The following is a 17,228-nucleotide window of genomic DNA, read 5'->3' as shown; positions in this document are numbered from 1 at the left end:
TCAGAAGAACACACTCATGTTCTTGGTGAGAATGACCGACTGATCGAGCTGAATATGTCGGCGGGCAATCTGTAAACCGTTAACTGTTCGTCGAATCCGATCCCGACGCACGCCGGTGTAGGTGTCGGCCTCGTCCTCGAGTCGGTTTCGCTGCAGGATGAACGTCGAGTACACGGTGTACTCATTCAACGCATCAGCCGCGGCATCCTCGGCAATGTCGACGATGACGTTGCCGATCGAGTACGTGACCCGCGACAGCGGATCTTCCGACCAGGACACACCCGTCGCGATCTTCGCCACGCGTTGAACCAGGAACGGCTTGTCGTCATCGAACAGCGCTAGTGCGAGAGGCCCCTCGGTCGTCTCGGGCAGACGCGGATGCTTGTTCTTGCGGATCGGCATGTAGTAGTGCAAGTCATCGGCCATCAACGCGAGCCACGATTCGTAATCGCGCTCGACCAACATCCGAGACTCGCGGTAAAGGAATTGCGAGATCTCGTGATGCAAAAGCACATCGTCAATCGAGACCGGGGACGCTGAAGTGGCGGGGACGGTCGCGGCGGTCATCACTTCACCCCTGCGGTCTCGGCTGGCGGAATTGCGGCCGCCAGTGCTGCCCCATTTTCCTTGGGGTGTGGTGATGCCATCATCTGCTCCCACCGCTCGTAGAACAGTCGCTGGTTGACCTCGCTGGTGACCTCGTCGACCAGCCCGGGGAAGTCGGGGTGGCGAGTGTTGGGCGCCCGACCATGCCCCATGGCGTAGTGCAACGGTAGGTCACGAGTCATGAACCCGTCGCTGCTGTTGGTCGAATAATTCCACTGCTCGCCGTCGTCCTGCTCCCACGTGCCCGAGGCACTGAAGTGACGTTGGTAATCGAGGATCAAATCTCTCTTTACCGCATCGGGAGCCTTCTTCGGGACGATGCACCACGAGTAGACCTCCATCGCATCCGGACCCTTGGGATGCCACACGCGCAGGTTCCAACGCGGCCAGAGCAACGAGATGTTGGGGAAGATCGTGCCGTGGATGAGCACCATGTCCCTGGCCCGCGCAGACCCGAGGTGCGCCTCGGTGCGGTCGGCGAGACCGGCCATCCAGTCGACCGTCTCGTCACTCACGCCGCTGGCACGCCAATAGTCATACCCGTCGAAACCCCCGAGCCCGTGCCCGCTGGGGAACCCGACCTGGAACCCGGTCGCCGGAGGCATGATGCCGTGTGACGCCTGGGCTTCGACGATCAACGCCGAGAGGTGGGTCGACTGGGCGTGGTACATATCGCCCGCGAACTGCTCGGCGGCCAGTTTCCAGTTGCCCCGCATCCGCCATTTGTGGACGTTGGGTACCACCTCAGTGCCGTTGCCATCGGGATCGAGCAGCACGTCGAGGAAGTAGGTGAAGTCACCGAGGTACTCGACCAGCGGCGGGACCTCGTCATCCCACGTGCCGAAAATCAGGCCTCTGTAGGTCTCGATGCGGGGCACCGTCTTCAGCCCCCACGCCGAGGTGTCAAGGGAGTCGCCGTAGGTGGCTTCCTGGTCGGGCACGTTGACCAGCGAGCCTTCGGTGTTGTAGCCCCAGCCGTGGTACGGACAAGTGAAAACCTTCGCGTTGCCCTCGTCGAAGCGGCATACCCGCATGCCGCGGTGCCGGCAGGAGTTAAGCAGGCCTCGGTAGCTGCCGTCCCGCTGGCGGGTGACGATGATCGGGTCGGCGCCCATGTAGGTGGTAAAGAAGTCGCCGGGCTTGCGGAACTGTCCCTCGTGGGCGAGGAATAGCCAGGTCCGGGAGAAGACCCGGGCTAGTTCCCGTTGGTACACCTCGGAGTCGGAGAAGATGGAGCGACTGATGGTGGTGCCTGCGCTGTTGGCGAAGGCTCGGTCGTGGGGAGTCACTGTGACCTCCAGATGGTGAGCGATTGGTCGCTCGCTCAAGCGATTCGAGATGGGTTGTTCTCGTTGTTCAGCTGGAGAGAAACTGCGTGAGCACGGTGTTGTACTCGTCGGGCTTCTCCCAATGCGGCCAGTGGCCGGCGTCTCGGACCTCGTAGAAGCGAGCACCGATGGTATCCGCCCAGTAGGCCCCGTAATCGGGTCCGTGGCCGGGGTTGTGTTCGCCCCACAGGATTAGGGTCTCGGGCTTCCACCCCTCTAAGTCGGCGTGGCTGTAGCCGATGTCGTAGAGGTGGGGTCCGAAGGTGCCGGCGTCGAGATTGAAGATCCGATGCAATGAGGCGTTCACCTCGGGTTCGGAGTAGATGTGACTGCGCACCGACACGATGTCGTCGGTGATCCGGACCGGTTCTGCCACAAGCCATTCCATCCGCGCGCGGACGTTCTCCACGCTTGGGTCGGTGACTGCTTTGGCGGAGAGTTCGCCGAGATTTGACGCGCTGCGGCCGGTGGGTCGGAAGCCGCCTCGCTTGGGTGTGTTGAGGTAGAAGCCGGCGTTGAGAACCATCCGGTCGATGCGCTCCGGGTAGCGCAGTGCCACTGTCGCACCGAACTGCGCGCCCATCGATTCACCTTCGAAGAGGACGCTGGCGTAACCGAGCGCATCGATGAGGTCGATGAATCCTTCGGTGAGAAGGTCGTACATCGTTGCGAGGTTGAAATCGTTCTTTCCGCTGTAACCGTGGAAGATTGCATCGACCGAGTAGACCCGGAACGTCTGGGATAGCGCGCGGATGTTGCGGGCGTAGGTCTCGGCGTGCCCGCCGATCCCGTGGTACATCACCAGCGGGGGACCGGAGGTCCCTGCGGCGATGACTCGATGGGTCCATCGCTTGCCGGACACGAACTTGATCTCGGCTCCAGCCAGTTCCGCCGCGATCGATCCCCACGAGTCGAGTGGGCGTTCCTCGACGTCGGCGTCGAGTTCGAATAGCTGCGGCATCAGTACTGCCAGCCTTCCTCAGCTCCGCGGACGTTGTCGGGAGTGCGGATGTGACCCCAGAAGCTCTCAACCTCGTAGCGGTTCTCTGCGGCGTTCCATGACGCCTCGTCGATCTGCAGACCCTCGGTGCCGAACTCAATGTCGAAACCGGACGGGTTGCGCAGGTAGAACGAGAGCATCAGATCGTTCGAATGCCGACCGAGGGTGTTCACGATCGGCGCGGCTCCGCGACGGCACTTGTCGTAGGCGTGCCCGACGGTGTCGAGGCTGTCGACCTCGAACATGATGTGCAGCAGCATAGGCGGCATGTTGGGGACGCTGGCCAGGCCGATGCTGTGATGGCGTGGGTTGCAGCGCAGGAACAGTGCGTCGTTGGGTCCGGCGGGGATTCGGTCGCTGATGCGGAAGCCGAGGCCGTCGATGTAGAACTTCTCGGCGGCGGGCAGGTCGGGCACCGTGAGGAATGCGTGGCCGTAACCCAGGCCCTTGGTGATGAATCGTGCGCCGGTGGGTGAGACGAACGGGGTGTCGGCGTAGGGCTGGCCGACGTACAGCTCCACGGTGTTGCCGGCCGGGTCGGTCACTAGCGACACCGCGCTGACCCCCCGCTCGCGGGCGAGTTCCTGGTCGCCAGCTTTGATGCTGTGGCCCTGACTGTGCAGCTTTTCGGTGAGGTCGGCCAGCGCGGTGAGGTTGGCGACCTGCAGGCCGAGGTGGGCGAGGGAGTCGGTGTCACTGGGGAACAGTTCGGCGCGGTACCCACGCTCGTCACACCGTAGCCGTAGGCTGCCGTGCGCAGTGTCCTCGGCCGAGAGTCCGAGGATTGTGGTGGCCAGCTCGCGCCAGGCCTCGATGTCGGTCACATTGAGGCCGACGTAACCGAGTTCGGTCACTGAGGTCATGATGAGTTCCTTTTCTTTCGGGGTTGGCAGGAGTGTTGGTCAGGGGACGTCGATCTCGATGGCGTCTCCGCTGACCCGGACCGGGTAGGTCTGCAAGGTTTCGGTTGCTGGGAGCTTCAGTGCCGCACCGGTCTTGAGGCAGAAGGTCGCCAGGTGCACTGGGCATTCGACGGTGCAGTCTTCGACGTAGCCCTCGGACAGAGAGAACTCGGCATGGGTGCAAGTGTCGGCGGTGGCGAAGTACTGTCCGGCGGAGTTGAATATCGCGATCGGGGGGGTCGTCTCGACTTTGAAGCTGTCGCCGTCGTCGGGCACATCGTCGACTGAGCAAGCAGCTATCCAAGGCATGACGCGGGGGCCTCCATCGCAGGGGTATGAGAGTGGCTCGCTCGCTTGGCCAGCGCACGTAGGTTGACCCCGGGGTCCGCGAGTTCGTCGGCACGGACAGGGGTGCGGTTTTCGATGAGGGTCTTCGCCGCGCGAAGGTCTTTGCTGGCGTTGACTCCGGCGGCGGCGGTCACGACCCCGTTGACCATCCAGAACGCCAGCGCGCTGGTGTCCGTGGCCGCGCGGCTCACGTAGGTGTGGCCTGCATCGCGTTGGCCGTACATCTGAAGAATCAGGTCGTACTGGTCGGACCAGAAGTACGGTGTGATGTCGCCGCTGTGCTTGATGCCGAGCATCGACGCCGCGGCGATCTCGCCGTGCCGCACCGCACTGTCCCAGTGTTCGATACGTGCCCGTCCCAGGCCGTGCAGCCCTGGCCGGCTGGCAACGTCACCGGCGGCGAAGATCCAGTCCGAGCTCGTGCGGCACGCATCGTCCACGACGATGCCCGCAGCGCAGTAGACCCCCGCGTCCTCGGCGAGGTTGCTAAGAGGATCGACACCGACACCCACCACGACGGTAGCGGCATCGAGTGTCGTGCCGTCGGACAGGACGACCGCTTCCACCGAGTCGGTACCACGCATCTCGCAGACCGTGACATCAGTGATGACACGAACGCCCCGACGCAGGTGGTGGTCGGTGAGCCATCGACTGAGAGGCAATCCCAACGGGCGTGCCAGCGGTACCGGGCCGAGTTCGACGACAGTCACGTCGATTCCCCGGGATCGGGCGAGCGCAGCGAGCTCGAGTCCGATGAAACCGCCGCCAATGACGACGAGGGGACCGCCGAGACCCAGTCGGGAGTGAACCGCGTGGGCGTCACTCGCGTCTCGCAGAGTCAACACGTTGGCCAGGTCGGCACCCGGAACCGTCAGGCGGCGGGCGCGGACACCGGTGGCCAGCAGCACCTTGTCTGCAGGGATGCGACGTTGACCGCCGTCGAGAACGAGTTCACGGCGGGTGTTGTCGAGGGCATCGACGCGGTGCCCAAGCAGCAGGTCGATGTCATTCTTCGCGTAGTCGTCGGCCGGAAGAATGTCGGTCAAGGTCTCGGCCGAGTCCGTCTTGGACAACGGCGGCCGCTCGTAGGGCAGCCGCCGATCTGCGTCGATGAGAACGACGCGGCCGTCGAAACCATGGGCACGTAGCGACCGTGCCGCGGCAACGCCGGCCGCGCTTGCACCAACGATCGAGATCGAGTCAGTAGGCATGTGATCTCCCGAAGAGAAACAGGTGGTGATGCAGCTCGGGCTCCACGTCGTGAACTCGACGGTTGTGACCAGGAGGACCGGAGGCTTCTTCTTGAGCAATCACTCTTGAGCGATCCCTCAAGAAGGTATGTTGCACCTCACAATCGATGGTGTCAAGTGACCGGCATCGCCGCTCACTGGCGACGTGCTGGAACGCCAGATCCTCCGGTTCGGTCGGCCTTGGGCGTTGATTCAGGCAATGCCGGATGCGGTGCCCGAGTCCGATGTCCGACTAGCATGCGTCTTGCCCGGTCCGTCCCACGGCCTAACGGCCTACGTCGAAGCGGTCAGCGACCTGTCCTACGCCCCTCCCTTCCCGGGATGCACACCGGCGCGCGCGACGGCACCCTGGTGTGCACCAAATCCCAACTCGCTCAACAAATGTAGGCGTAAGCCAGAACTGCAACTGGCTGTTAGCGGAGACCGGGGCAAGGTGCCAGGAGCGCAATTACTCTCTTTCGGGTTGCCTGTGACAGTGCGGAGCTCAGTCAATCATCAGCAAATCTGGCTGGGCGGCAACCATTCCAGGCATGAATACACCACGTCACTGTGATTGCTTTGATCTGCGACACCAACACTGCGTGACTTAAGTCACGCAAGTGCTGGTTTCGACTGCCAGAGTCCGCGCGGTGGCTCGCCGAGCGCGGCGACATTGCAGAGGCGGACCAGATTGTGTCCGGGTCGATGGCGGGCATGACCGGGAATGTGCTGTAGTCCGGTCAGGTCCCCGCCAGGTGGTGAGGGACCGGCAGGGCGACGGGCAGGATGCGATGCTTTCGGTCGTTGCATTTTCCGGTCCTGCAGCGCCGCGGCTCACTTATTGGTGCCACCGCCGACGGACGGTGGTTTGGACAGCTTTGGACTGGGTGGGGGACGGCCAGCGTCGTCCGGGGGAGTCTGCGGGAGACATCAGCACAGAAACGCAGCATGCCACGACTATGCGCCGGACCGGGTTGCCGCGGCCATCCTTTACAGAACGCCGGGACGTCTCATCTGATGCATCATTGATTCATCCAGTGCATCATCGACGCCAATCCACAGGTCATCGGGTTGGATTCCGTGGCAACGCGGCCCGGCCTAAAACGTACGAGGGCATCGGCACCCCGGGAGCGACCGCACTTGGGATCGGGCGAAGATAAGTGAGTTCGATGCCAGTCCTCTTGTGTCGTGCTAACCACCGTCGGTTCCGCCGCGTGATGCATCAAGTCTTGAATGACCTATCGCATGAACGCACCACGATGCCACCACGGAATTACCAGGTCGACGAGCCGATTGGGTGTGGTTGTCGCGGCGTCCAGATGCTGCCGCGCCTGTTCAGATCTATATGTCGCCGGCTTCTCTATATCGCCCATGGGGACACAGTATCGGCTGCCTTCAGGTTCAAATTCAGTCCAGAGCGGCCGAGAGCTCAACCCGGCCGAGGAGTCACCTGAGGGAAGCGTCACGCTACGGGGATTGGGATATCTGGTGGACGTGTGGCAGCGGCCAGGCGGTCGGCGAGGGTGTGCAGGTTGTCGAGGAGTTCAGGTGGGGCGTCGAGGGTGAAGGGCGCGCTGAGGGCGATGAGGTCCGCGGCGATGGGTTCGGGTGAGTCAGCTCCGAGGGTGACGGTGCACGTGTGGTCGTTGAGGGGTCGCACTCGGCCGGGGACCGCGGAATTCAGCCGGGCAGCGATCGTTTCGGCAGGTGCGGAAACGATGGCTCGTGCTGTGTATCGGTACGGGGTGGTGCGAATGCTATTGGCCACGTATGTGATCGGATCGGGGTCGGGTAGCTCGCGGGGGAGGAAGCGCCGTCGCAGGGTGCCTCGACCAGAACGAGGGCTGTGGTTCCGCCGTCGATGGCCGCGACCGTACCAGGCGTGAACAGGGCAGCGGCTGCAGCGCCGACTCTGCCTTTGCCCTCCGTCGAGACGGTGGTTCGCGTCGGATAGTCGGCGACGCCGTTGATGAGCCCGCTCCAAATTTTCATCAGCCGATGGTCAATCGTGGTCGGGTGACTTCGCTGCGCATCAGAACTCGGATCGTAAGGCGCGGTAGAGCGTGTTTCAGTAGGGCTGCACAAAGCAGTTACCTGACATAATGTATCTTATCGGCACTTAACTAGGACGTATCGGCCGTGTCAAAACACCATGCGCCGTCCCGGCGGCGGCTCAACGAACAGGGCTGTCATCAGGGACAATTGCCGGCATTCCAGTCCCCATCGGGTCCAGGGTTGCGCGCGCTCGCGCGCCCCATCGTTCATGGGCGGCTTGGCGACTCATGCCCGTTGCTTGCCCGATTACAGCCCACGACGCTCCCTGCATCCGCAAGACGATTATCGTCTCGATTCCGTCCAACCCCGCCGCGAGTTGGATGCGCAAACTCAGCAGATGCCACGCCAGGGCGCGCTCCGCCGGAACGGTTGTAGCTTGTTCTTCATCCCACTCCTTGGTGCCGGGAAGCGGCCCAAAGCCGATGATTTCATCGGCGCATCGACCGGCTTCCGTTGCTCCCGCAGTGATTACGGCCCTCACAGCAGAAGTGATGTCGGCTTGTGTTGCCATCTCGATGAACGTCACCCTTACCTCCTATGTCAGGGACAGCCTGACGCACACGTGAGGCGGTGTCAAGCAGTCCTTGACGCCTCCGGTCGCGTCTGGGCATCGGCCACTGCAAGGCGTTGGTTACCCATGTCCTGCCAGATTCGCGATGTGCGAGGTCGCACACAGTGTCGGTGCATCCGGTAGCAAGCGTGCAACGATCGTCGAGTGCTACCTGTGAGCCAGCGCGTCATCGAGGCAATCGACAGCTCCGCCGTCCAGGCCGGCATCGTTCTCAACGAAGACCAGAGGCGTCTCGCCGAACGACTCGCGATGCTCACTCAGCCCGCCGGTCGTCGACTGCGGGCCCGCCGGAATGAGAAGTCACATGGACTCTATGTCCACGGGCCAGCCGGTCGCGGAAAGTCCTGGCTGGCTCAAGCATTCTTCGATGCAGTACCAATGCCGAAAACCCGGGTTCATTTCCACAATTTCTTCGATGAGCTGCACCTCCGCGTGCACGACTCCCGCGATGATCCCAGAGCGCTGGACCGCGCACTCACCGAACTACTCGGGCAGACTCAGCTGCTGTTCTTCGACGAGTTTCATGTCCACGATTCCGGTGACGCTCGCCTTCTCACGCGCCTCCTCGAGCGCGTGTTTGCTCAGCACCTGACCGTGGTGGTCACCTCGAATTACTCCCCGGACTCGCTGTTGCCAAATCCTATCTGGCACCACACCTTTGAGTCGGGAATCGAGATGATCAAGAGCCACCTCGACGTCTTCCACCTCGACGGTCCCACCGACTACCGGACGCTGACACCACGCCACACCACGGGCTTCGCGTCCGGCAGGTGGCTGACCGCTTCACCCACTGGTAGCCCTTCATCCGACGACGAGAAAGCGACGCTTACCGTCCGGGGCCGACAATTTCCTGCGCTGGCGGTCCGTGACGATCAGCTGTGGATTTCGTTCGCTCAACTCTGCGACTCACCACTGTCGACGGTCGAATATCTCTCCTGGGTCGACGCGTTCCGTAGCTGGGTCATAACCGATATCCCACTGTTCAACGATGCAAGCCGCGAAGCGCAGCAGCGGTTCATCAACGTCATCGACATCCTGACCGACACAGACACCCCCACAACGTTCATCGCAACACACGCGGTCGATGACTTCCTCGCGACCGAAACCACGCGCCCAGACACCTTCCGCATGGCCAGCCGACTCCGGCTGCTTCGCACGTGAGGAATTCGGCGTCGAGTCAGCCACGGCTACTCCCCACGCACTTTGCTCCGACCTAGAAACGTCACACGTGACGAAAAGACCATGACGGCCATCTCAAAACCCAACCTCAGAACCGGTCGCGTTCACGTTCCTGTTCAAGAACGGCTTCGAGATCGTTGAGCCGGTTCATGTTCGAGACCTGTCGTCGAGTTCGCATGTTCTTGGCCAGGCGGTCTTGGTGCTTGTGGGTGAACGACCAGTAGCCCGCGGTGAAGGGACAGGCATCGTCTCCGAGTCGCTTCTTGGGGTCGAATTCGCAGTCGCCGCAGTGGTTTGACATCTTGTTGATGTAGGCGCCACCGGAGGTGTAAGGCTTTGTCGCCATCAATCCGCCGTCCGCGTGTTGGCTCATTCCGACAACATTCACCGGCATGACCCACTCATAACCGTCGACGAAGTTGGCCGTGAACCACGCCGTGAGCTCCCTCGGATCGTAACCGCGTTGCAGTGCATGGCTTCCCAGGACCATCAGACGTGGGATGTGGTGCACCCAGCCTCGTCCCGGACACCCGACAGGGCGTCGGAGAGACATCTGGCGGTCACCGCGTCCGCGTCGAGGTCGCGGAACCAGCGCGGAAGCGGTGTGGTCGCATCGAGCTTGTTGTTGGTGACGTAGTCGGAATCGAAGTGCCAGTACAGATGCCAGACGTACTCACGCCAACCGAGGATCTGTCGGATGAAACCTTCGGCGCTGGCCAGGCTCACCTGATCCTCGCGGGCGGCCTGCTCTGCGGCGTGGACGACCTCGAGCGGTTCGAGTAGTGACAGATTCAGCGGCACTGACAGAAGAGAATGCGACATCGTCCAGTCGTCAGCCATGATCGCGTCTTCGTACGGACCGAAGGTGGCGAGCCGATGGTCGATGAATGTCTGGAGCGCATGGCGCGCCTCGTCGGCGGTCACTGCGAAGAGTCTCGGTCCGTCGACGCCCGACCACGCGACATCCATCGCGTCGAGGTCCGCGCGGACCGCTTCGTCGATCGCGTCTTCTTCCGGCCACCATGGGTCGTCGACACCGAGTGTGCGCTGTTTCGGTGGCGGCTTGCGATTCTCGTGGTCGTAGTTCCAGGTACCGCCCGTCGGCTGGTCGCCGTCCATCAGCACATCGAAGCGCGTCCGCTGCCGGCGGTAGAACGCCTCCATTCGAAACGTCGAGTGCTCCCCGGCCCACTGAGCGAACTCCTCGCGCGACAACGCGAACGACGGGTTGGGCAGTATCTCGCTGACGAGCCCTTCCTCGCGGAGGAGGTGCACGAAATCGTGCGCGGCCCGCGACGTGGGTTCATGAACAGCGACCGGGCCGGGCAATTCTTGCAGCGCGTCGCGGTATCCGACCCCGCGGACGTATCGGGCCCGATCGCCGAGTTCCTCAGCGAGGTGCCGCATGCCGGACAACAGCAGGTGTGCCTTCTGCCGGTGCCCGGCGCGCCGGTTCAGCGCTGCCGACGATTCGATCAGAACGACGTCACGGTCGATGTTCTCGTCCGACGAATGGATGTGCGGCCCCAACTGATCGGCGAAAAGCCACAGCGGGGCTGGGCGTGCAGACACCGTTTCAGGCTACGCGGGAACGCGTACGACCACCTTGCCGCGCACGTGACCGGACTCGCTCCGCTCGTGGGCGCCGGCCGCGTCGGCCAGGTCGAACACGTCGGCGACCTCCGGTTTCAGGTCGCCGGCGTCTCCGAGGCGGGCGAGCTCGGCGAGGTCCGCGGAGTCGGGCCGCACCCACACGTACTGTCCACCGAACTCGTCACGCGCCCGCGCATCGGTGATGGACGCGACCGTGCCGCCGTCACGCAGTACGGCGGCCACCGAGTCGAGTGCATCACCACCGACGTAATCGAGAACGACATCGACGCCCTCGGGCGCGAGCGCGCGAACGCGATCGCTCACACCGTCGCCGTAGGTGATCGGTTCGGCGCCGAGATCCCGGAGATAGTCATGGTTGGTCTCCGACGCGGTGCCGATGACTCGGGCACCCAGAGACCGTGCGATCTGAACTGCAAACGATCCGACGCCGCCCGCGGCGGCATGAACCAGCACCGTGTGACCTGACTGCACGCCGGCCCGTCGAATGGTCTGATAGGCCGTCAGTCCGGCAAGCGGAACGGCCGCCGCCTCCTCGAACGACCAACTGGACGGCTTGTGCGCGAGTGTGCGGACCGGGGCGGCGACCAACTCGGCGAACGTGCCGCCCGCCACTTCCCCACCGACGACGTCTTTGCGGACATAGCCGAACACCTCGTCGCCGACCTGGAACTCGGGTGTGTCGAGGCCGACCTGCTCGACCACACCGGCCACGTCCCACCCGGGGATCACCGGAAAGACGGTGTCCATGATCCCGGCGAGATAACCCGCTCGGACCTTCCAGTCCACCGGGTTGACACTCGACGCGCGTACTCGGATGAGTACGGAGTCGGGGCCGACCTTCGGGGTGGGCAGGTCGGTGAGTTCCAGGACGTCGGGTCCGCCGAAGCGGCTGTAGGTGATTGCTCGCATGGTGGCACCAACGGGTGCTCCGGCGGATTGATTCCACGGACGAGCAGAACGGCGACGCATCCGATGACGGACAGGGCGTCGGGTGCGGGGTCGTGAACGACGACCCCGCACCCGTGGAGTGGTCACGAGCGCACGGCCTCCACCACGCGATACTCCCAGTCGATGGCGATTCCACCGGAGGCCGGCTGCTGATGCGATTCTGCGAGTGCGACCAGGTCGGCACGGAGCGCTCCTCTGCCGTCGTCGTTGAGTTTCGACGCCGCGGAGAAGGTCGGTCCGTAGTAGCCCAGGAACAGGTCTGCGAATGCGGCTGCGTCGACAAATCGAACGGTCAACGTCGCGGTCCGCGACCTGACGGACTCGACGCGGTTGCCGAAGAGCTCCGCGACGTAGTCCTGGTCTCCCCAACGAGTCGCGGGGCGTGCGCCGGGCGGCGGCGTCACATGCTTGCCGACGGTCGCAAGCATTCCGCCGACGAAGCCGCCCGCGGTCCAGCTCGTGACCACGATCCGACCCTCTGGGCGAACGACCCGGGCGAGTTCGCGCGCGGCCTGTTCGTGGTCGGCCGCGAACATGATGCCGATGGTCGAGATCCCCACGTCGAACGCCGCGTTGCCGAACGGCAGGATCTCCGCCGGTGCCTCGATGAAGTCCACGTCGAGGTGCTCGGCATCGGCTCGGTGGCGGCCGATGTCGAGTAGGGCCGGCACGTAGTCGATCGCGGTCACCGCTGCCCCCTGGCGGGCTGCGGCGAGTGCTGAGTGTCCCGTACCGGTCGCGACGTCGAGCACGCGCTCGCCGGGAATGATCGAGGCCGCGGCGACCGTCGCCTCGTTGACCGGAACGGTCAGTGCCGCGATGCGGTTGTAATCGCCGCTGCTCCAGACCATCTGCTGCTTGGCACGCAGCGAGACGAGGTCCGGTGTGATGGTTGTCGTCATGGGAATGTTCCGTTCTCTGGTGAGGAACGACTGGGCGTCGTCCGTGGCCGGTCTCGATCACCGGCACATATCCAACGATCGGTGACAGGCCATAGGGATGGCATCGGTGGCGACCTCCCATTTTTCGACGTACGAGTCGGTCGAACGGAGGAGCAGAACCACCTATGGGACCGACTGGGCGGCCTACACTCGGACGGTGCGCTTGTTGGAGAGGGCGGAGCAGTTGTCGCAGATCAACGCGGCATTCTCCCGCCTGCCGGAGGGGTCGGCATTCTCGGTCTCAGGTGAGAGCGGCGCCGGTAAGACGGCATTGGTCGGACAAGTGTGCGAGGCGGCGCCCGGAGTGCGGGTCATGCACGCCCGGTGTGACCCGCTGGAGATCCCGCGTCCGTTGGGACCCATCAGGGATCTGGGGCTGGCGCGCGAACCGACGATGCTCGCCGAGGCGTGTGAGGCGGCGTTCACTCAGTTGCGATCCGAACCGACCCTGCTCGTCGTCGAGGATCTGCATTGGGCCGACGTCGCGTCGTGCGATGTGTTGCGGTTCCTGTGTCGGCGCATCGAGTCCATCCCGGTGGTCCTGCTCCTCACCCACCGAGAGCTCGAGCCTCAGGCGCCGGCACGCACGCTGCTCGCCGAGGAGGTCAGCCGGGTCGAGCTGGCGCCGCTCAGTCTCGAAGCCATCGCCGAACTGGTCGGTGGGACGGGCCTCGACCCGGCTCGCGTGCACGCCGTCACCGGCGGCAACCCGTACTTCGCGACCGAGGTCGCCCGCGAACCCGGACTTCCGATCCCGTCGTCGGTACGTGACGCAGTGCTCGCCAGGACGACGAAGGTCAGTGCCGCGGACTTCGAGGCGCTTCAGGTCATCGCCGCGTCGCCGGACGGAGTCGCCGACAACGCTCTGCACGCTCTCGACATCGACTACATGGCGGTGCAGCGGCTCGTCGAGACGGGTCTGCTGGAGTGGGGAGTCGACGGCATCGCCTTCCGTCACGAATTGGCCCGTCGTGCCATCGAATCCACGATTCCGCCCGGCGGCGTCATCCGTCTCCACGTGCGACTGCTCGATGCGCTGGAGCAACTGGGTGCGGTCCACCCGTCGGTCCTGACGCACCACGCCGTGGCTGCGCGTGATTCCGAACGTGCCGTGCGCCACGCCCTCGCTGCCGCGGAGGACGCGATCCGCGGTGGTGCGCACACCGAGGCCGTCGCCTACTACGAGATCGCGAAGCGCAACCAGCACAGTGCATCTGCGCGTGAGCGTGCGGAGGTGTTGTTGGCGCTGGCCAACGAGCAGTACATGGTGAGTCGGCTGCGCGATGCGATCGCCAGTGTCGACGCGACCTTCCCGCTCTGGACCGAGCTGGGCGACGACACCGGAGTGGCGACGGCGCACGTTGCCGTCGGTGTGTATGAGTACTACAGCGCGCATCGTCGAAGCGCAGAATCCCACCTCGAGCGTGCGTCGGAGATCGCTCAGCAAGCAGGTGCGAGCGCCGTCTACAGCCAGGCGCAGATCCAGCGTGCGTTCCTCGCCTTCCTGCGCGGAGACGCCGCCCACGTCAAGACCTTCCTGGCCGATTCGGGCGCGGCGTCCGACGAAGAGTTGCGCCTGTGGAATCAGGTCGTCTCCGACTCGGCGGCGCTGTCCGGAGGTGATACATCAGCGCGCGCAAGGCTTTTGGAGCACATGAAAGCCGCGCGGTCGCTCGGTTTCGATGATCTGGCGTCCACCGTCTACTCCCAGGTGGCCAGCCTCGATGTCGAGCAGGGAAGATATCGCGATGCCGACCGTGTTCTCGATGTCGCCCTCCCCTTCACCGTCGAGCGCGACATACAGATCTGCCGACACTGGCAGACCGCGGTGCGCAGTCGATTGCAGCTCACTCGCGGGCACTGGGGCGGCGCGCTCGAGGACGCCGGGGCGGTCATAGACGCCGACGGCATGCCGGTCGCAACGCTCTGGCCGCTCCTGGCCAAGGTTCTGGTGCCCCTTCGGTGTGGTGACCCGTTCGACCCGTCGGGCGTCGAGGACGCATGGGCCCTCGCCGACGAGATCGACGAGCCCGCACGTCGCCTCGCAGTCCTGACGGCGCTGGCAGAGATCAGCTGGATGACCGGCGAGCATGACGACAGGGTCGCAGACGCGGTCACCGTCGGTCATGACGACGGAACGAGCTGGGCGGCAGGGAATCTGGCGGTGTGGAGGATGCGACTGGGGCTGCACACCGACACCGCACGGTTGGCGGAGCCCCACCAGATGTCACTCGACGGTCGCCATGCCGAGGCCGCTCGATGGTGGTCCGAGGCGGGCGACCCGTTCTGTGCGGCCATGAGTTGGTTCGACTCCGACGACCCGGGCCGCGGCGTGACGATGCTGGATGGACTCGGCGCGGCCGGAACCGCCGACCGCGCGCGTGCGGTGCTGCGCGACAGTGGTCGTGGCGTCGTACCGCAGCGTCCTCGGCAAACCACCCGGGTGAATCCGGGCGGCCTCACCAACAGGCAACTCGAGGTGGCCCGGCTCGTCGCGCAAGGTCTCTCCAACGCGGAAATCGCGACCCGGCTCTACATCTCCTCGAAGACCGCCGATCATCATGTCTCGGCGGTATTGGCGAAGCTGGGCCTGACCTCCCGGCGGGAGGTGGTGGCACAGAGCGGAGAACTGGGGCTGCGCTAGACAGGGACGGACGTCGCCCCTCCTACTTCAATCTTCGGCAGTCTGGCCGTCGAGATGGGCGAGAGCTGCGCGCGCGGCCTCGAGCTCGCTGCTGAGTTCTTCGATCCGCCTCTGCGCCGCCGCACGGGCGGACTCGATGACGTTGTCGACGGCCGCTATCGCGGACTCGTCCCCCAGTTCGCGCACTGCTCGTGCCACCCGATCCGCCGTCACTTCCGTTGGCCTGCCCTGCTTCTTGGCACCGTGGGACACCGACACCGTCCAGGTGCTCTCCCCCGCCGCCGTGACCGTGACACTCACCGGCGCGGTCGGCGTCTTGGGCCGCCGCGATGCCTTGGCCGCCGGTCTGGGGCCGGTCTCGACCGGCCTCGTCGGTTCTGCCGGTGGGGTCGTGCTGGTCTTCGGTGGAGTCGTCCGCGGGCGCGAATCCGGCTCCGGGCGAACGGCATCGGCCGTCGGTCGGGTGGGCGTCACCGAGGTTGGGGGCGTACGTCGCCGAGAAGTGGACTCCGGGGCCGGGGTCGTCATGCGGGTCCTCGACAGCTCGTCGGCCTCGAACGGCAACTGATCGTCGATGCCCTTGGGGCTCACCATCACCGTGGAGCCGTCGACGGAGACCACTCGCGCCGAGGTGCCGGCTGCGAGATCGAGCGACGGCATGGGATCGCGAAGGTAGACGGTGGCTCGCTTGCCGGCCGCGAGCGCTGCGGACAGGGACTCCAGGTCGCCGGGTGTCAGCCCGGCCCGTGTCTGCGCTTTCACGCAAACAGTATCGCACATGTGTGCGATACTGACGCACATGCCACCCGCCCGACTCCACTGTTCGCGAGCGCCCTTGTCGACGTTCCAAACCTCCTCATCGAGGACCGTTACCGTTCCGTGACAATTGCTGCTCGTCGGCATCGGTGCAGCCTCAGCTGCGCGTCCGGGTCGGGCCACGCGCGTTGCGGGAGTTACTGTTCTGGGGACGGTGATCAGAGATTCACAGAGGAGTACTGCCGGTGACCAGCTCGACTGTGCACTCCACCGAAGCGCGGAGCATTGCCGATGAAGCGCCGGTAGTAGCCGACCACGCTTATGCCGGGGTCACGATCGGGCTGATGCTCTGTGCCACCTCGATCATCACGTTCACCTCTCTCCTGTCGTGATCACTACGGATCACACCCACACGTGAAGTGGAAAGCACAACAAGTGCTCATGCCGGTGTGTCACCTGCGTCGACCTCACGTCCGCAGGTGGCACACACCACTTCTTGATCGGCGAGAGGCCATCTGGCAGCTGCGCTCCCCCGTCTGACAGGGTCAGTCCGCCTACGGCCCGGTTGTGGCGATGGCCGCGGCCAGGGACCGCGCGACGGCCCGTGTCTCGGCGATGCCGAGGGCGTGGGTGAGCAGACCCTCGATGACGAAGGTGGCGATGCGGCAATGGGCCTGCGCGACTTCGGGAGTCAGGTCGGGCGGCAGGGTCGCCCGGGTCAGCTCATCTGCGAGTGCGTGAAACCTGGTGTGCCAGTCGTCGATGAGCGGGGATGACAACCGGCGCGTGTGGACGGTGTCGACCAACGTGCTCATCGATCGAAGTTCGTCGACGACCCACAGGATTCGGTCGGCGACTTCGAGATCGGCGAGTTCGCCGAAGCGGCTCAACGAGGTCGTCAGCAAACCGTCGAGCACGGCGACGAGGAGCTCGTCCTTGCCGGCGAAGTACCAGTAGATCGTCGTCGAGGTCACCCCTGCGGCGGAAGCGATCTGCGTGATCGACACGCTGTCGAAGCCGACGTCCAGGAACAGTTCGCGCGCGGCGTCGACGATTTCGCCGCGTTTCTCTTCGCGATCGCGGGGTCGTCGGTTCCGTGGCACCAGA

15 protein-coding genes and 1 pseudogene are annotated in these 17,228 nt (G+C 64.5%); 3 read left to right on the top strand and 13 right to left on the bottom strand.

Annotation, left to right across the window (positions count from 1 at the left end; all coding sequences use genetic code 11):
• From ACSUZC_RS12465 to ACSUZC_RS12430, 8 genes are all read right to left on the bottom strand, one after another.
• Positions 1 to 567 carry a 3-phenylpropionate/cinnamic acid dioxygenase subunit beta gene (locus ACSUZC_RS12465; RefSeq protein WP_439028863.1) on the bottom strand — a complete coding sequence of 189 codons (567 nt, stop codon included), beginning with the start codon at positions 565 to 567 and terminating at the stop codon, positions 1 to 3.
• Positions 567 to 1,895, bottom strand: coding sequence for an aromatic ring-hydroxylating oxygenase subunit alpha (locus ACSUZC_RS12460; RefSeq protein ID WP_439028862.1), 1,329 nt, complete (start codon positions 1,893 to 1,895; stop codon positions 567 to 569). The genes ACSUZC_RS12465 and ACSUZC_RS12460 overlap by 1 nt, the downstream gene beginning before the upstream one ends.
• 67 nt (positions 1,896 to 1,962) lie before the next feature.
• Positions 1,963 to 2,895 (bottom strand): alpha/beta fold hydrolase, encoded by a 933-nt coding sequence (locus ACSUZC_RS12455; protein WP_439028861.1) that lies wholly within the window; start codon positions 2,893 to 2,895, stop codon positions 1,963 to 1,965.
• The gene (locus ACSUZC_RS12450) at positions 2,895 to 3,797 is read right to left on the bottom strand and encodes a VOC family protein (RefSeq protein WP_439028860.1); all 903 of its coding nucleotides are present in this window, start codon (positions 3,795 to 3,797) and stop codon (positions 2,895 to 2,897) included. The genes ACSUZC_RS12455 and ACSUZC_RS12450 overlap by 1 nt, the downstream gene beginning before the upstream one ends.
• Before the next feature lie 39 nt (positions 3,798 to 3,836).
• A complete protein-coding gene (locus ACSUZC_RS12445; RefSeq protein WP_439028859.1) occupies positions 3,837 to 4,145 on the bottom strand; it encodes a bifunctional 3-phenylpropionate/cinnamic acid dioxygenase ferredoxin subunit in 309 nt (102 codons plus the stop codon).
• Positions 4,133 to 5,395, bottom strand: coding sequence for an NAD(P)/FAD-dependent oxidoreductase (locus ACSUZC_RS12440; RefSeq protein WP_439028858.1), 1,263 nt, complete (start codon positions 5,393 to 5,395; stop codon positions 4,133 to 4,135). Before ACSUZC_RS12440 ends, ACSUZC_RS12445 begins: the two co-directional genes overlap by 13 nt.
• A 1,480-nt stretch (positions 5,396 to 6,875) precedes the next feature.
• The gene (locus ACSUZC_RS12435; RefSeq protein ID WP_439028857.1) at positions 6,876 to 7,397 is read right to left on the bottom strand and encodes a WYL domain-containing protein; all 522 of its coding nucleotides are present in this window, start codon (positions 7,395 to 7,397) and stop codon (positions 6,876 to 6,878) included.
• Positions 7,398 to 7,586: 189 nt separating this feature from the next.
• Positions 7,587 to 7,979, bottom strand: a complete 393-nt coding sequence (locus tag ACSUZC_RS12430; protein WP_439033107.1) for a hypothetical protein — start codon at positions 7,977 to 7,979, stop codon at positions 7,587 to 7,589.
• A gap of 213 nt (positions 7,980 to 8,192) precedes the next feature.
• On the opposite strand from ACSUZC_RS12430, the gene zapE reads away from it, so the two are divergent.
• A complete protein-coding gene (zapE, locus tag ACSUZC_RS12425) occupies positions 8,193 to 9,200 on the top strand; it encodes a cell division protein ZapE (RefSeq protein ID WP_439028856.1) in 1,008 nt (335 codons plus the stop codon).
• A gap of 106 nt (positions 9,201 to 9,306) precedes the next feature.
• On the opposite strand, the pseudogene ACSUZC_RS12420 reads toward zapE, so the two are convergent.
• From ACSUZC_RS12420 to ACSUZC_RS12410, 3 genes and pseudogenes are all read right to left on the bottom strand, one after another.
• A pseudogene (locus tag ACSUZC_RS12420) lies at positions 9,307 to 10,790 on the bottom strand (cryptochrome/photolyase family protein).
• Between the two features lie 9 nt (positions 10,791 to 10,799).
• Positions 10,800 to 11,741: an NADP-dependent oxidoreductase gene (locus ACSUZC_RS12415; protein WP_439028855.1), complete on the bottom strand. Its 942-nt coding sequence runs from the start codon at positions 11,739 to 11,741 to the stop codon at positions 10,800 to 10,802.
• Between the two features lie 122 nt (positions 11,742 to 11,863).
• Entirely contained in the window at positions 11,864 to 12,682 is an 819-nt protein-coding gene (locus ACSUZC_RS12410; RefSeq protein ID WP_439028854.1) for a class I SAM-dependent methyltransferase, read from the bottom strand.
• 196 nt (positions 12,683 to 12,878) lie between these two features.
• Between ACSUZC_RS12410 and ACSUZC_RS12405 the strand changes: the two genes are divergently transcribed.
• The gene (locus tag ACSUZC_RS12405) at positions 12,879 to 15,365 is read left to right on the top strand and encodes an ATP-binding protein (protein ID WP_439028853.1); all 2,487 of its coding nucleotides are present in this window, start codon (positions 12,879 to 12,881) and stop codon (positions 15,363 to 15,365) included.
• A gap of 27 nt (positions 15,366 to 15,392) precedes the next feature.
• On the opposite strand, the gene ACSUZC_RS12400 is transcribed toward ACSUZC_RS12405, so the two are convergent.
• The gene (locus tag ACSUZC_RS12400) at positions 15,393 to 16,145 is read right to left on the bottom strand and encodes a DUF6319 family protein (protein ID WP_439028852.1); all 753 of its coding nucleotides are present in this window, start codon (positions 16,143 to 16,145) and stop codon (positions 15,393 to 15,395) included.
• A 221-nt stretch (positions 16,146 to 16,366) separates the two neighbouring features.
• Between ACSUZC_RS12400 and ACSUZC_RS12395 the strand changes: the two genes are divergently transcribed.
• Positions 16,367 to 16,513: a hypothetical protein gene (locus ACSUZC_RS12395; RefSeq protein WP_439028851.1), complete on the top strand. Its 147-nt coding sequence runs from the start codon at positions 16,367 to 16,369 to the stop codon at positions 16,511 to 16,513.
• 162 nt (positions 16,514 to 16,675) lie between these two features.
• Here ACSUZC_RS12395 and ACSUZC_RS12390 read toward each other — a convergent pair whose 3' ends face one another.
• Positions 16,676 to 17,224 carry a TetR/AcrR family transcriptional regulator gene (locus tag ACSUZC_RS12390; RefSeq protein ID WP_439028850.1) on the bottom strand — a complete coding sequence of 183 codons (549 nt, stop codon included), beginning with the start codon at positions 17,222 to 17,224 and terminating at the stop codon, positions 16,676 to 16,678.
• Between the last annotated feature and the right edge of the window lie 4 nt (positions 17,225 to 17,228).

The organism is Gordonia terrae (assembly GCF_051789125.1).
In the GTDB taxonomy this organism is placed as follows: Bacteria; Actinomycetota; Actinomycetes; order Mycobacteriales; family Mycobacteriaceae; genus Gordonia; species Gordonia terrae_A.
This window is presented reverse-complemented; position numbering and strand designations above follow the sequence as displayed.

Bases quoted from the DNA above. Each gene is read 5' to 3' on its own strand.
- ACSUZC_RS12455 (WP_439028861.1), bottom strand. From the start codon at position 2,895: ATGCCGCAGCTATTCGAACTCGACGCCGACGTCGAGGAACGCCCACTC.
- ACSUZC_RS12445 (WP_439028859.1), bottom strand. From the start codon at position 4,145: ATGCCTTGGATAGCTGCTTGCTCAGTCGACGATGTGCCCGACGACGGC.
- ACSUZC_RS12465 (WP_439028863.1), bottom strand. From the start codon at position 567: ATGACCGCCGCGACCGTCCCCGCCACTTCAGCGTCCCCGGTCTCGATT.
- ACSUZC_RS12415 (WP_439028855.1), bottom strand. From the start codon at position 11,741: ATGCGAGCAATCACCTACAGCCGCTTCGGCGGACCCGACGTCCTGGAA.
- ACSUZC_RS12400 (WP_439028852.1), bottom strand. From the start codon at position 16,145: ATGTGCGATACTGTTTGCGTGAAAGCGCAGACACGGGCCGGGCTGACA.
- ACSUZC_RS12430 (WP_439033107.1), bottom strand. From the start codon at position 7,979: ATGGCAACACAAGCCGACATCACTTCTGCTGTGAGGGCCGTAATCACT.
- ACSUZC_RS12450 (WP_439028860.1), bottom strand. From the start codon at position 3,797: ATGACCTCAGTGACCGAACTCGGTTACGTCGGCCTCAATGTGACCGAC.
- ACSUZC_RS12440 (WP_439028858.1), bottom strand. From the start codon at position 5,395: ATGCCTACTGACTCGATCTCGATCGTTGGTGCAAGCGCGGCCGGCGTT.
- ACSUZC_RS12410 (WP_439028854.1), bottom strand. From the start codon at position 12,682: ATGACGACAACCATCACACCGGACCTCGTCTCGCTGCGTGCCAAGCAG.